Here is a 14,621-nt window from a genome sequence, read left to right as displayed (position 1 = left end):
GTAAATGTTAAAATGTTAAATTTGAGCGATGGGCAAAAAGCTATTCATTTTATTGGTGGTTTTGATGAGTTTGTCACTCATAGGCATCATCTTTGTACAGGCGTTTTTTATTAATAATACTCTAAAAAACGAAGAGAAGAATTTCACACTTAATGTGAAAAGATCTTTGAGTTCTGTTTCTCGAGCAATTGAAGATAAAGAGTTTGAAGTGTACACCAATAAACTTCAAAATCTTATTGAGAGTGGTGTGGATCCCGATTCAACCACAATCAGACAGGTTTTTATTCTCGAACAAGATGATTTATCGAATGAAACTAGAGTTTATGGAAATTCCATCTCTGAGGAAAGTTTTAAGGTCCCATCATTGTTCTTTGACATTGGTTTAGACAGTTTTAATTTAAGTCGTGTTAGAAATACCAGAATTACTGAAACCTACGATAACGCCACTATTGATGGAAGTAAAGCTGTAAGCTTGCAAAAATCGATTAAAAATATCAGTAATCTTACGTATCTGGAAAAAGCTCAATTTGAATCTATTACTAGAGATTATTTTAAGAATATTCCTGTTTATAAAAGGGTTTCTGCAGATCAAGTTTCAGCGCTTTTAGCACTTCAGTTAGATAATAATGGAATCAATACCGATTTCGAATTTGCCATCTATGATCGCGATCTTTCAACGAAAGTACAGTCTGAAAATTTTGATTTAAATCCAGATTCAACCATTGGAGTTCCTGTGTTTTTAGACAACAACAATAATAGTGATTATATGCTTTATGTAGATTTTCCTCAAAGACGAAAGTTCTTACTATCGTCTATTTTAGGAATGATCGCACTTTCAATATTGTTTACTTCTGTTATTGTTATCGCCTATTCAAGTGCCATTTATCAGTTGATAAAACAACGTCAGATTTCTCAAATCAAGACTGATTTTATCAATAATATGACACACGAATTCAAAACACCGATAGCAACCATTAATTTAGCTTTGGATTCGATTAAGAATCCTAAGGTAAGCGGAGATGAGGAAAAATTAAAGCGCTACCTTCAAATGATTAAGGACGAAAACAAGCGTATGCATGCGCAGGTTGAAAACGTCCTTCGGATTTCAAAATTAGAGAAAAACGAACTTAACATCAGTAAGGAACGAGTGAAGCTTCACGACTTAATCGAAGATGCTATTACGCATATCGAGTTGATTGTTGAAGATAGAAAGGGTTATGTTAAAACGCATTTAGAGGCTGAGAAATCATCGGTTTTGGCTAATGACACCCATTTTACAAATGTGATTGTCAATATTTTAGACAATGCCGTAAAATATAGTGATGAGGCTCCTAAAATTGATGTGTACACTGAGAATGTAGGTAATAATATTTTACTGAAAATCGTAGATCAAGGTAATGGAATGTCTAAACAAGTACAAAAACGTGTGTTCGAAAAATTTTATCGAGAACATACAGGAAATGTACATAATGTTAAAGGTCATGGGCTTGGTTTAGCCTATGTTAAAAGAATAGTTGATGACCATCAAGGTCATATATCAGTAGAAAGTGAAAAAGGAAAAGGTAGTGAGTTTACAATCAAGCTGCCATTAATATCATAAATTATGGAAGAACAAAACAAGAAAATACTTTTAGTAGAAGATGATCCAAACTTCGGAACAGTTTTAAAAGACTACCTTAATATGAATGACTATGATGTTGTTCATGCAAAAAATGGAATGGAAGGCTTTGAAAAGTTTAAAAAAGATGATTTCGACTTATGTATTTTAGATGTCATGATGCCATATAAAGACGGATTTACCTTAGCTAAGGAAATTCGGGAAAAAAACACAGATGTGCCAATCATTTTCTTAACCGCAAAAGCGATGAAGGAAGATGTTCTAAAAGGTTATAAAGTTGGTGCTGATGATTATCTTAATAAGCCTTTCGACAGTGAAGTGCTGTTGATGAAAATTAAAGCCATCATGCAACGTAAGGCTACCGATTCAATTGCAGATAGCAAGCAGTTTGAATTTAAGATTGGTAAATTTGATTTGAATTCTAAATTGCGCTTTTTGAAATTTAACGGAAAAGACCCTATCAAATTATCTCCAAAAGAAAATGAACTGTTACGTTTGTTGGCTCTCCATGAAAACGATTTAATGCCAAGAGAATTAGCATTAACTAAAATATGGCGTGATGATAATTATTTTACGTCACGTAGTATGGATGTCTATATTGCCAAACTGAGAAAATACTTAAAGCTTGATCCAGAAGTGGAAATTTTAAATATCCATGGTGAAGGTTTCCGTTTGGTTGTGAATAACAAGGAAGCTTAGGCCTTACGAAAATATGATATTAAAGCCAATCTTAGGATTGGCTTTTTTCGTTTAATTCGTTAGTTATTTTAGAAATAATTGAGCTTACATCTGTTTCGAAATCAAACCAAAGCGTTGTTTCATTCTTTCTGAACCATGTTAGTTGCCGCTTAGCAAATCGCCTCGTGTTTTTCTTGATTTCTGAAATAGCAAAATCAAGCGTCCATTCTCCTTCCAGATAAGAGAAGAGTTCTTTGTAACCTACAGTATTTAATGCATTCAAGTGTTTTTTTGGAAGTAGTTGTTTGACCTCCTCAAGCAAACCTTCTTTAACCATGAGATCAACACGTTGATTGATTCGGTCATAGATAATGTTGCGATCTGCTGTCAAGCCTATGGAAATGGTCTCGAACTCTCTTGGTTTTTCTTTCGAAGTTAAAAATGAAGAATAGGGCTTTTTACTTCCTATACTAACTTCCAAAGCCCTAATGACACGATGTGGATTATCGATAGCGATTGTACGATAAGATTCAGGATCTAATTTCTTAAGTTGTTCTTGAAGGCTTTCCAATCCTTCAGTTTCTAAGATAGTATTTAACTGTACTCTAATTTTGGAATCTACTTTAGGAAAATCGTCAAGACCTTTGGTTACAGCATCAACATACAGTCCAGAACCACCAACCATGATGACAATATCATGCTTTTGAAATAAGTGCTCTAATGTTGTAATGGCATCTTTTTCAAAATCACCAACTGTATAGTTTTCTTCAATCGATTTATGATGGATAAAATGGTGTGGCGCTGCATGCAATTCAGAAGATGTTGGAGCAGCAGTGCCTATTTGCATTTCCTTATAAAACTGACGGGAATCAGCCGAGATGATTTCGGTATTAAAGTGTTGCGCAAGCTTAATGCTCAAGTTCGTTTTTCCAATTGCTGTTGGACCAATAATGGAAATAAGGGTTTTAGTCATGATGTAACTTGCAACCACATTTAAAACAATACTCGGCACCATCTCTGTGCGTTTCTTCTAAGCAGTTGGCACAACATTGGGTATTGAGATGCACCTCCTCCAATATGTTAATTTCCTCGTCAGATAAACCATTGTCATCTGTATTGGTTGCCTTGGTATATTCAGCAGAAACGATTCCAGTTGGAACAGCAATAATACCATAACCTAAAATCATTATGATAGTAGCTATGAATTGACCAAGAGGTGTGGCAGGAGCAATGTCACCAAATCCTACAGTGGTAAGCGTTACAATACACCAATAGACACTTTTTGGAATGTTTGTGAACCCATTTTCTTCGCCTTCAACCATATACATAATCGTTCCAAAAATGACTGAAGCAATTAGAACAGCAAATAAGAAGACAGCTATTTTTGCTCTACTGGCTTTAATGGCATTAGCCAAGTGGTTTGAAGCACCAAGATATCGCGCCAGTTTTAAAATTCTGAAGACACGTAACAATCGAAGTGCTCTTAATGCAATGAGCGCATGGGTTCCAGCTAAAATCAAAGAAATGTATTTAGGAACGGTTGATAAAAAATCAATGATGCCGTAAAAGCTGAAAATATACCTGATAGGCTTTTTAACACTAATGATTCGAGCAATGTACTCCAAAGTAAACAAAATGGTAATAATCCATTCTGAAATATTTAGGAATGTATGATACTTAGTATCAAAGCTATTGATACTTTCTAGCATTACTAATACTATACTGGCAAGAATTGCTATTAGTAAAATGATATCAAATAACTTTCCGGCAGGCGTATCTGCTTCATAAATAATTTCATGAAGCTTTTCTCTCCAACCTATATTTTCATTTTGATTGCTCACAATACCAAATGTACTAAAAAGATCATTCTTTTTTGCTAAATACAATTAAGGTGTTCTTTTGTTTATCAATCACAACACTCATAAGTTCCTTTAGAGATTGATAAAAAGCAGGCTCGTAAATTGCTTTGTTAAACGTTAATTTAAAATATATGGTGACATCAGTTTCACTGGCTTGGTAATTTACAGTAAGTAAACCAGACTTTTCTGGCAGACTAATATTTTGTGTTTCAGGAAGTGACTCTACGGAATAATTTTCACCAAAACTAATCTTAGCTAAATAGGTATAACTTTGTTTATAACCAAAATCTACAGGATAGCTACGTTCCTGAAGATTAAATGGATTCTCTTGAAAGAAGTCAACGATATAAGGGTTTAAATACAGCTTATCACCAATAATTTCTGGTGTAGCTGAAATATCAAAGTTGATTTTGACGTTATCGTCGCTTTTTTGCATTTCGTTGTAATTCACATTATCAATGGAGACAATACCTTTACTATTGACTAAATTGTTGATAAAGTTTTCAGAATCACTAAAGTATCTTTTCTTAAAGAAATAGGCTTTATAGTCTGAAGCTAGCAATTCCAAGTGTCCATTTAATTGTGCTGATTCATCTAAAAAGAGCTCACCACGATAACTCATAGAACTTATTTGACTAGGCTCAAAATCATACCAAGAACTTCCACTTTTATAATTAAATCGCCTCCCGAATTGGTTTAGGCATTGAAACGGAATTTGGCCAAAACTCAAGTATTTATCGTTTGCATCTAGAATATAGTTCTCTCCACCAATACTAACATGCACTAGAGTGTAATTGAAATCAGATAAAACTGGGTAAAGCCTCGTGGCAAAGCCATGTTCTCTTGTTGAAATCAACAGAGGTTTAGCATCAATGTCATAAGATACCAAAATGTTGTACAAGAGCATATTGATTTCGCTGGCACTACCACTTTTGTCATTTATTGGGTTTCTAAGAGACACCTCATTGAAAAGATCATATTTGCCATTCCAATTATAATGTTCTCTCACAAAATCATAAATGAATTTTGTTTTATCTAAATCACTTTTTCCAGCTAATGATTCTTCTTCAATTAGGTTTTTGGCAGTACTGGTTTTTCTAATCATTCTTCCAAAATCGGTTTCTCGTCTAACCTCTTGATCGGTATCGCTCCATGATTTCGTGATATGATCGATTGAACCATCAAATCCTCTCAGTGTTTTTAATTCGTATTCGATTCTAGCCAAATAATTGGTTTTGGCAGTCATAAAACTTTCGTTTGTAAAGGCAGGAATGTCTTTCATAACATATTTGCTAACCATACAGTTTGCCGAACCATTAGAAACTCGTAAGCACCTTTCTTCAAGATGCGATTTTGATTCAGAAAGTTTTCGTCCACCAACTAGTTTTACATGATAAGACCAATTTCCAGGAATACTGGTATTGTATTCGCTGTATAATTTTGGTATATCAGCTTGAAAATTCCAGCTTTTATATTTGTACATAAAAGGTGAAATAAAATTATAGCTATACTTTACGATGCTTCCTTCCTTGACATTAGGAAATGTAAACTTGACGATGGTGTAATTATCATTGTATTTTTCTTCAATGATATCATCTTCAGAAAGCTCCGTTTTTTCAATAACGTCACCATTTAAATTATAAACTGTAGCGCTAATGTTTTCTACGATTTCTTTTCTGCCCTTATCGTTTTTATATAACCATATTTCTTCTGTAGCATGATCAAATCCTTCTTTGTTAAGGATTTTTAGTTTGCGATGCAATTCAAAATGGAGTTTAAAATCATCTTTACCAACATTGCTATGTCCTGTTTCATATATAACAAGCGCATTTGCTGTGCTATCTTTTGGATAGATGTTTTGTTTCAGTTCGGATTGGGTTACCAGAAGGCTTTCAGAATTAAATCCATTTTGGGCATAAAGGCTCGAAATGAATATAAAAGAAAAAACCAAATAGAATAGATGTTTCATTAATTAGGAAGCTTTATGATTTTAACGTGCTTGCTACGTCTGATGTAACTTTGAATAATATGTTGTGTATCTCTATTGTTTTGCATTGGTGTAATAATAGACTGAAGCACTTCTTGATTGGTGATTTGATAGTTCAGATCAAAAAAGCCTAAACCTTTAAACTGACCGTTTTCAATATATACCAAACTGCGTTCATCAATATCACGACCTCTATCAACAATAATCATGTTTTGGTTTTCGTAGCTATAATTATGTATTAGTTGCTCTACACGTTTATTGTAGATGTCTGAAGGTTCTTTTGAAATACATGCACCATGGCATTGTTTTATGGTATAGTTGAAACAATTACTTTCAGAAGGGTAGAGACCAGTTAGTTTCTGACAGAGTTCATAGTTTTCAAGAACATTGTTTAAAAAGCTTTTTGCCGATTGTATATTCCCGAATGTTGTGATAGGCTTGTGTCCGTTTTTAGCTTTATCAATCTTTAGATTGAGATATCCTGAATCATCAATGAAACTGTATAGCGCATGTGTAAAAATATTCCGCTTTAAAGCCCTATTATGCATTGGCTTATTGCGTTTGATCTCTTCACTTTCCTTGAGTAAAGCTATAAGTTCACTACCAGTTTTCTCATAGGTCACCGAAGCGACTTGAAGCTGGATTTTTTTAGATTTAGGATTGGAGTCTGTAAGGTGCTGATTGATTCTGTGTTTGATATTTTTACTTTTTCCAATATAGATGATCCGACCTGTATTATCATGAATATAATAGACACCAGTTTCCGCAGGTAAACCTTCTATAATCGATTTATGATTTGGATGTAAACGCTTTTCGGAAACCGCTTTTTTTACATTGTCCTTAATAATATTTTTGTCTAAGTCTTTGCTCAAAAGCATTTTGAACAACTTGACCGTAGCCATAGCATCACCATTGGCACGATGTCTGTCGGTAACTGGAATTCCCAACGATCTTGTCAGTTTTCCTAAACTATAAGACGACTGATTAGGAATTAGTTTTTGTGAAAGCTCAACAGTACAAAGTGTTTGTCTTTTAAATCCGAACCCTAGACGTTTAAATTCAGTTCGAAGGATTCTATAGTCGAAATCGGCATTATGTGCAACAATGATACAATCCTCTGTAATTTCAACAACACGTTTGGCAATTTCATAAAATTTGGGAGCCGATTTCAACATGTTGCTATTGATGCCAGTAAGATTTACTACAAAAGGCTGGATTTCCCGCTCTGGATTTACTAGACTGATAAACTTATCAACTACTTTATGGCCATCAAACTTATATATGGCAATTTCTGTAATGCCTTCTTCATTGTACTTGCCACCAGTAGTTTCTATGTCTAATATTGCGTAAATAATCGTGTTTTATCGGTTTAACATTGAGCTGCTATTTTAGCCGTAATTTCTAGCTCCAAATATACTACTTCCAACACGAATCATGGTACTGCCACAGGCAATTGCAATTTGATAATCGCCACTCATGCCCATTGAAATGGTTTTTAGCTTACAATTATCGGAAGAATAGACTTTAAGCTCATCGAAAATATGTTTTAAGCGTTTGAACTCTTGTTCAATTTGTTGATTGTCTTCCGTAAATGTCGCCATTCCCATCACACCTGTAATACATACATTTTTTAATCCAGATAATTCTGAAGATGTGATCAACGTTTTGGCATCCTTGGCTGACATTCCAAATTTACTGTCTTCTTCAGCAATTTTAATTTGTAAAAGACAATCAATGATGCGCTCATGTTTTTTGGCTTGCTTATCAATTTCTTTAAGAAGTTTTAGCTTATCCACACCATGAATCAAACTTACAAACTCAGCCATATATTTGACCTTATTACTTTGTACATGTCCAATCATGTGCCATTGCACATCTTTAGGCATCTGTTCATATTTCTCAACCATTTCCTGGATCTTGTTTTCACCAAATACGCGTTGTCCAGCTTTATAAGCTTCCATAAGCTCTGGAACAGGTTTTGTTTTTGAAACTGCAACTAAGGTAACATGCTCTGGTATGGATGATAAAATGGTTTTGAGATTATGTTTGATGTCTGTCATAATTCGTAAATCGTAATTCCACTGCGTAATTTAGGAAGAATGTAAGTGCTTTTAGGAGGCATTTTTAAGCCTTCATCGGCAATTTGTTTCATTTGTTCTACAGTAGCAGGACACATGCCAAAACCAACTTCAAACTCACCACTGTCGACACTGCTTTTAATAGTGATCATTTCGTGACGACCATTCACATATTCAATTCGGTTGTCATTTCTTAAATCCTGTATTCCTAAAATAGGCTGTAAAACGGTTTTATATAATAATTGGGCATCCAAGCGGTCTAAAGCTGTATGAAATTCATAGCGAGCCTTTCTTAAATATAATGAATAAAATTCACCATCCAAATACATACTGAAATGATGCTCTTTTGAAGGACTGTATGGTATGTCACCGCGATTTTCTATGCGATACAATTCATCAAGTTTAATTAGAAATTCCTCTTTACTTAAACCATTTAAGTCTTTTATCAGTCGATTGAATTCATGGATCACTAAATCAGATTCAGGTATAAGATACGACATGAAATAGTTGTAATTTTCTGTCCCTTTATGATTCGGATTGTTGGCTTTTTCATCGAGGTAAAGCAAACCAGAAGAAGCCGATCTGTGGTGACCATCTGCAATATAGATGGTTTTCATTTGTTCGAATTCATTTTGAATGGTCGCTAAAGTATCAGCATCGTCAATTTTCCAGAGGTAATGAGTATCTCTATAGGTCATTGTAAATTCAAATTCGGCATGACCTTTTTGGGTGTTTTTGATAATTTCAGATAAAACGGAATTATCAGGATAGGTAAGGAGGACAGGTTCAGCATTAAAACCAACGGTTTGTAAATAGGTTTTAAATGTTTTTTCCCGAACGGTTATGGTGTCTTCGTGTTTTTTGATGACATCATTTACATAATCCTCAGCACTTGTAGCGGCAATGATGCCATTAAATTCTTGTCCGTGACGATTTACAATTTTATAGACATAAAAAGAGGGCTTGTTATCTTGAATGAAAATGCCATCTTCTTTAAATTCCAAGTATCTGTTTTTTACCAATTTATAACGATCTTCTCCAGTAATGACTTGATCATATTTATATCCAGGATTTACAATGTGAAGAAAACTAAACGGGTTGTAATCCATTCTAGATTCACGTTCATAAACGGTATAGCTCTGATAAGGTCGTGAAGCGACTAAGCCAACAATGGCTCTTGTAGGTCTGACCGCTTTAAATGGAATGACTTTAGCCATAAAAAGTAATAACTTTTAAAGGTGCTAAATAATTGTTTTTAGGCAAATTGCTTAGATACTTTTTCAGCTTTTCTACTTTCTGAATAATCATAAAATCCTTCTCCAGACTTCACACCTAATTTTCCAGCACGAACCATATTAACCAAAAGTGGACAAGGCGCATATTTTGGATTTTTGAATCCATCGTACATCACGTTTAAAATGGATAAGCATACATCCAATCCGATAAAATCAGCCAGTTGCAATGGACCCATTGGATGTGCCATGCCTAATTTCATGACGGTATCAATTTCTTCAACACCTGCAACACCATTGTATAAGGTTTCGATAGATTCGTTGATCATTGGCATTAAGATTCTATTAGCAACAAAACCAGGATAATCATTTACTTCAGTAGGAATCTTACCTAATGTTTTGGACAGTTCCATAATCGTTTCAGTAACTTCATCGCTAGTATTGTATCCACGAATGATCTCTACCAATTTCATAATTGGTACTGGATTCATAAAGTGCATTCCGATGACCATTTCTGGTCGAGATGTGACCGCTGCAATTTGAGTAATAGAAATAGATGAGGTATTGGTAGCGAGAATGGTATCTTCAGGACAAGCCTCGTCAAGTTGTTTGAAGATATCTAGTTTGAGATTGATGTTTTCTGTAGCAGCTTCAACAACCAAACTGGCATATTCAACACCTTCTGTTAAGTTGGTAAAGGTTGAAATATTATTTAAAGTCTGTTGTTTATCCTCTTCGGAAATCTTTTCCTTAGCAACCATTCTATCCAAGTTTTTTTCAATGGTTGCCATGCCACGTTTTAATGAGGCTTCGCTAATATCTATGAGTTGAACTTTAAATCCGGATTGGGCAAACGTATGGGCAATTCCATTTCCCATAGTTCCAGCTCCAATAACTGCTACATTTTTCATATCTGTATTTTGGTTTATTCTTTTAAAATTGGTTTATAATCATGTTTGCAACACGTAAGGCTTCTGTACCATCTTGAAGTGTTACAATAGGTGTTGTGTTGTTGTTGATAGCTTCCGCAAAGGTTTCCAATTCGTCTAAAATGGCATTGTTGTTGGAAATATTTGGATTGTCGAAGTAGATTTGCTTTTTGATCCCTTCTGCATTTTGAAGAATCATATCAAAATCGCCTGGTTGCTCTGGTGCATCTTTCATTTTGACCACTTCACATTTTTTTTCTAGAAAGTCGACAGAGATGTAAGCGTCTTTTTGGAAAAATCGCGTTTTGCGCATGTTTTTAAGGGAAATCCGACTAGCTGTTAAATTGGCAACACATCCATTTTCGAATTCTATTCGAGCATTTGCAATATCTGGTGTGTCACTAATAACGGAAACACCACTGGCAGATATATGCTTTACTTTAGATTGTACCACACTTAGAATGATGTCAATGTCATGAATCATCAAATCCAAAACCACAGGAACATCGGTTCCTCTAGGATTAAATTCGGCTAATCGATGGGTTTCAATAAACATCGGATTGTTAATCTGTTCCCTTACAGCAATAAATGCTGGATTGAAACGCTCTACATGACCAACCTGACCTCGAATATCATGTTGAGCCAAAAGCTCTCTTATGTGTTCGGCCTCCTCAACTGTATTAGTAATGGGCTTTTCAATAAAAATATGTTTCCCTTTAGCAATAGCTTTTTTGGCACACTCGTAATGAGAGAGTGTAGGTGTGACAATATCGACCATATCGACAGCATCGATTAAGTCTTCAATGTTTTCAAAATACTTGTAACCAAACTCGTCAACTACCTTTTTGGCATTGACAGGGTCGGCATCATAAAAACCAACCAGTTCATATTTTTCAGATTGATTCAACAACCTTAAATGTATCTTTCCAAGATGACCAGCACCAAGTACTCCTGCTTTTAACATCGTTTTGCGTTTTCAACAAAAATAAGATTTTTAAAAGTAATTTTATGAGATTTATGCATTAAATCAATGCAGTTTTTAATAGGTTGATAAATCTCTAAAATTTAATTTTCAGCATCGCTTTCTTTGGTTTATTTTTACAATGAAAAACCGGAATTTTGAAAGATACATTTAAACATAAAGGACTTCGTCAAAAGCTAGTAGCTACTATAAAAGCTAAGGGAATTACTGATAAAAAGGTTCTTGAAGCCATTGGTATCATACCAAGACACTTGTTTATGGACTCTGGTTTTTTAGATCATGCCTATCAAGATAAAGCGTTTCCAATTGCTGCAGACCAAACTATTTCACAACCTTTTACTGTTGCCTTTCAAACGGAATTATTACAAGTGCAACCTGGTCATAAAATTTTAGAAATAGGTACAGGTAGTGGTTATCAAACCGCTGTACTTTGTGAGCTTGGTGCAAAAGTGTATAGCATAGAACGTCAACACGAACTGTATAAAAAAACTAGTAAATTTTTGCCAAGACTAGGATATAGGGCTAAAAAGCTCATTTTTGGCGATGGCTACATCGGTTTGGAAGATGAGGCGCCTTTTGATGGTGTGATTGTGACTGCTGGTGCACCATTTGTTCCAAAACCATTATTAAGTCAATTACGCATTGGTGGTCGACTTGTGATTCCTGTTGGTGAAGAGGTTCAAGTCATGACTTTATTTATTCGTAAAGGACCTAAAGAATTTGAACAGCACGAGTATGGTGAGTTCCGATTTGTACCTTTATTGGAAGATAGAAATTAGAAGAATTTGAGTCCGAAAACGATGGCATCACTTATAAAACCACTTTGGTACGAACGTACGTAATCAACTCTTAAAAAACGCCATTTTCCCCAACCAATATTATCCAATCCAACCGTAAACTCTTGATAAGGTTTTCGATTGGCTGTGGCTAAGGAATGGGCACCAACCACCAAATTGAAATTTAATTTTTTCAATAATGGCACGCGACTTAAGATAAATCCATTGAAGTCGTGTTCAGCATGAATTTCAAGATAGGAATCATTAGTGCTTAGGTCATAATAGCCAAGATTATTAAACACGTCTGTGTAATTTCCTCGTCTGCTGAAATGCGTTTGATTTCCATTAAAATGTTGGAAATCCATAAAAGCGATATCGTCGGCATTGAAAAATTTTCCAGCTCTAATATTATAGCTCAATCGACCTTTATTGGAAACGGTAAACGATTGGTATAATCGTGCTTTGATTTGATCAAAGTTGTAATCGTCAATATTGGAAGCCAATCCTTTCTCATAGCCTAATACCAATGTTGGATAATCACTATTGTTCATATTGAATTTGCTATCAGGATAGCTCAAATATTTTTGTCCGAAATTAATTCTTGCCAACACATTTAATTTAACTATGTTGTGGGTTTCAAAAGGTGCTATACCATAAGCGGTTTCATCGATTGGATTGTTACTTGTATAAACATCATCACCTTCAGGGAAAGCCACCTGATCTGTGGTATTAAATAAAGCTTTTCGCCTTTCATAACTAAGGGTAGAAAACAATCGAAGTCCGTTGAAAATTTCTTCGGAATAACTAGCTTCCACAAAACTTCGGTCGTAAAGTTTCATATAATTATCCTCAAAAAATAAGGAGCTCACAGTATTTTCTAGTCTTGAAATAGGCTGTGAACTATTAAATTGGCGGGTTTCAACACCACCAGCAATGGACAAAAAAGGCCGACTTATATCGTTGAATTTATATGTGGCCGAAAGTGTACCGCGTAAGCGATCATCGCTAAACCCATAATTTGCGTTTCCATTAATACGCAAAAAGCGTCGGTACTCATCAAAATTTTTCATAAAAAACCCTCCAATGTTACCATTCCAACCTTGCACAGTGTTAAAAGCTACAGCTTCTAGTGGAGAAGAAAATCCAGCTCTCCAGTTTTCATAGGTGTTAGAGTAGGTGTAACCACTTATGATGTTACCTAGTTTAAATTTGTTATTAACACTATCAATTGAATCTTTATAGGTTTTGGAATCCCTTACAACTTGGATGCTGTCTTTTTTGATGTAATCTTTAATTTCCTCGTCGGTTAAAGGAACAGGTCGGATAGAACTCCAAAAGACAGAATCTTTTTTGTTGGCTTCTCTTTCAAAGGAAACAATTTCCTTGGTAAAATCTTTTTTGGTCAAACCTAGATTGATGTCATAATTACTGTATACAGCTGTAAATCGACCATCGCCATTAAAACCAAACAATCCGTATTTAAAATCGATATTTTGTGAAATTTTTGTCCATAATTTATTCTCTTCCGAAAACGAATAGTTTTGGGTTACTCTGATTTTATCAACGGCAGGTAATTTGGCTTGGATTCCAGTAACGTCCAATTCTGCTGCATAGATGGTCCATTGGTCTTCAACAATATATATGAAACCTTCGAATACAGGATCGTTTTCACGTTTTGGAGTCACTTTTATCTTGTTGATTAAATGCGCTTTGTCATCATAAAACACGCCTTCCAGTTGGTAACGATAATATCCAAAGGCATTATTCGCAATTGGTGAAATGATTTGATTACCAAGTTCTATGGTTTTGTGATACAGGTCAAATTCGACATCTAAAGCTGTATTGAAACTAAATCCGTTATCATCACCACTTACCTTTGAAGCGATGATATTTTCTTTGAGATTGTCCGGTCTCAGAAACTCTAGTTTCGAGATGGTTTCAGATAAATAGATGACACCACTTCTGGTTGAATCAAGTCCACCACCAAGATCTCCTATTTCCTGGCCTAATATTTTCTCTGGCGCATCCTTGATACGAATCAAGCCACGTGAATAGAAATCAGCCTTATAGCTTCGAATTTTCTCGAGGTTTTCCTTACGTTTTTCAATAGCTTTTCTAATAATAGCATTTGCAGGATTTTCCTCAGAATTGATAACTACTTCATTCAGGGTAATTTCTTCATCTTCTAGAACTGTATCAAGAGTGAAGGGAAATGAATCTATTGAAATCGTTTTCTTGACTGTTTTATAGCCTAAATATTGAAATACAACAGTATAGGTATTCGGCTTTGAGATGTTGAGTTCATAGATACCATCCTCATTTGTTGTGGTACCTTTGTAGGTGTTTTCAATATAAACATTGACAAACGCTAATGGTTGGTCTTTAGAATCGACAACGGTTCCTTTGATTTGACTATAACCAAATAAAAAACTAAAGAATGTAAAAAAGGTAAGTAGTGTTAATCTCATAAACTAATTGGTAT

At 34.8% G+C, this 14,621-nt stretch carries 12 protein-coding genes; 3 read left to right on the top strand and 9 right to left on the bottom strand.

Going from position 1 to position 14,621, the window contains the following annotated elements; genetic code table 11:
• Positions 1-28: 28 nt before the first annotated feature.
• Positions 29-1,600, top strand: a complete 1,572-nt coding sequence (locus AB9K26_RS07785; RefSeq protein WP_369971989.1) for a sensor histidine kinase — start codon at positions 29-31, stop codon at positions 1,598-1,600.
• A gap of 3 nt (positions 1,601-1,603) precedes the next feature.
• Positions 1,604-2,317 carry a response regulator transcription factor gene (locus AB9K26_RS07780; protein ID WP_369971988.1) on the top strand — a complete coding sequence of 238 codons (714 nt, stop codon included), beginning with the start codon at positions 1,604-1,606 and terminating at the stop codon, positions 2,315-2,317.
• Between the two features lie 31 nt (positions 2,318-2,348).
• On the opposite strand, the gene miaA is transcribed toward AB9K26_RS07780, so the two are convergent.
• The 8 genes from miaA to AB9K26_RS07740 are packed head-to-tail and all read right to left on the bottom strand — an operon-like array spanning position 2,349 to position 11,345.
• Positions 2,349-3,311, bottom strand: coding sequence for a tRNA (adenosine(37)-N6)-dimethylallyltransferase MiaA (miaA, locus tag AB9K26_RS07775; RefSeq protein WP_369971987.1), 963 nt, complete (start codon positions 3,309-3,311; stop codon positions 2,349-2,351).
• On the bottom strand, positions 3,262-4,116 hold the full coding sequence (locus tag AB9K26_RS07770; protein WP_369972212.1) for an ion transporter: 855 nt from the start codon (positions 4,114-4,116) through the stop codon (positions 3,262-3,264). Before AB9K26_RS07770 ends, miaA begins: the two co-directional genes overlap by 50 nt.
• Before the next feature lie 43 nt (positions 4,117-4,159).
• Entirely contained in the window at positions 4,160-6,124 is a 1,965-nt protein-coding gene (locus AB9K26_RS07765; RefSeq protein WP_369971986.1) for a DUF3857 domain-containing protein, read from the bottom strand.
• Positions 6,124-7,494 carry an exonuclease domain-containing protein gene (locus tag AB9K26_RS07760; RefSeq protein ID WP_369972211.1) on the bottom strand — a complete coding sequence of 457 codons (1,371 nt, stop codon included), beginning with the start codon at positions 7,492-7,494 and terminating at the stop codon, positions 6,124-6,126. Before AB9K26_RS07760 ends, AB9K26_RS07765 begins: the two co-directional genes overlap by 1 nt.
• Before the next feature lie 36 nt (positions 7,495-7,530).
• The gene (locus AB9K26_RS07755; protein WP_369971985.1) at positions 7,531-8,202 is read right to left on the bottom strand and encodes a YggS family pyridoxal phosphate-dependent enzyme; all 672 of its coding nucleotides are present in this window, start codon (positions 8,200-8,202) and stop codon (positions 7,531-7,533) included.
• Entirely contained in the window at positions 8,199-9,437 is a 1,239-nt protein-coding gene (locus AB9K26_RS07750; RefSeq protein WP_369971984.1) for a DUF1015 domain-containing protein, read from the bottom strand. Before AB9K26_RS07750 ends, AB9K26_RS07755 begins: the two co-directional genes overlap by 4 nt.
• Before the next feature lie 38 nt (positions 9,438-9,475).
• On the bottom strand, positions 9,476-10,363 hold the full coding sequence (locus AB9K26_RS07745; RefSeq protein WP_369971983.1) for a 3-hydroxyacyl-CoA dehydrogenase family protein: 888 nt from the start codon (positions 10,361-10,363) through the stop codon (positions 9,476-9,478).
• Positions 10,364-10,385: 22 nt separating this feature from the next.
• A complete protein-coding gene (locus AB9K26_RS07740) occupies positions 10,386-11,345 on the bottom strand; it encodes a Gfo/Idh/MocA family protein (RefSeq protein WP_369971982.1) in 960 nt (319 codons plus the stop codon).
• Between the two features lie 155 nt (positions 11,346-11,500).
• Between AB9K26_RS07740 and AB9K26_RS07735 the strand changes: the two genes are divergently transcribed.
• Positions 11,501-12,142, top strand: a complete 642-nt coding sequence (locus AB9K26_RS07735; RefSeq protein ID WP_369971981.1) for a protein-L-isoaspartate(D-aspartate) O-methyltransferase — start codon at positions 11,501-11,503, stop codon at positions 12,140-12,142.
• Here AB9K26_RS07735 and AB9K26_RS07730 read toward each other — a convergent pair.
• On the bottom strand, positions 12,139-14,607 hold the full coding sequence (locus AB9K26_RS07730) for a DUF5686 and carboxypeptidase regulatory-like domain-containing protein (RefSeq protein ID WP_369971980.1): 2,469 nt from the start codon (positions 14,605-14,607) through the stop codon (positions 12,139-12,141). The two genes, AB9K26_RS07735 and AB9K26_RS07730, sit on opposite strands and share 4 nt — an antisense overlap.
• Positions 14,608-14,621 lie beyond the last annotated feature (14 nt).

The organism is Psychroserpens sp. XS_ASV72, assembly GCF_041224425.1.
Lineage (GTDB): Bacteria > Bacteroidota > Bacteroidia > Flavobacteriales > Flavobacteriaceae > Psychroserpens.
The sequence above is the reverse complement of the archived record's forward strand: the minus strand, read 5'-3'. Positions and strand labels throughout refer to the sequence as shown.

Coding starts and splice junctions, on each gene's coding strand:
- AB9K26_RS07780 (WP_369971988.1), top strand. CDS start 1,604: ATGGAAGAACAAAACAAGAAAATACTTTTAGTAGAAGATGATCCAAAC.
- AB9K26_RS07750 (WP_369971984.1), bottom strand. CDS start 9,437: ATGGCTAAAGTCATTCCATTTAAAGCGGTCAGACCTACAAGAGCCATT.
- miaA (WP_369971987.1), bottom strand. CDS start 3,311: ATGGTGCCGAGTATTGTTTTAAATGTGGTTGCAAGTTACATCATGACT.
- AB9K26_RS07755 (WP_369971985.1), bottom strand. CDS start 8,202: ATGACAGACATCAAACATAATCTCAAAACCATTTTATCATCCATACCA.
- AB9K26_RS07740 (WP_369971982.1), bottom strand. CDS start 11,345: ATGTTAAAAGCAGGAGTACTTGGTGCTGGTCATCTTGGAAAGATACAT.
- AB9K26_RS07765 (WP_369971986.1), bottom strand. CDS start 6,124: ATGAAACATCTATTCTATTTGGTTTTTTCTTTTATATTCATTTCGAGC.
- AB9K26_RS07730 (WP_369971980.1), bottom strand. CDS start 14,607: ATGAGATTAACACTACTTACCTTTTTTACATTCTTTAGTTTTTTATTT.
- AB9K26_RS07745 (WP_369971983.1), bottom strand. CDS start 10,363: ATGAAAAATGTAGCAGTTATTGGAGCTGGAACTATGGGAAATGGAATT.
- AB9K26_RS07785 (WP_369971989.1), top strand. CDS start 29: ATGGGCAAAAAGCTATTCATTTTATTGGTGGTTTTGATGAGTTTGTCA.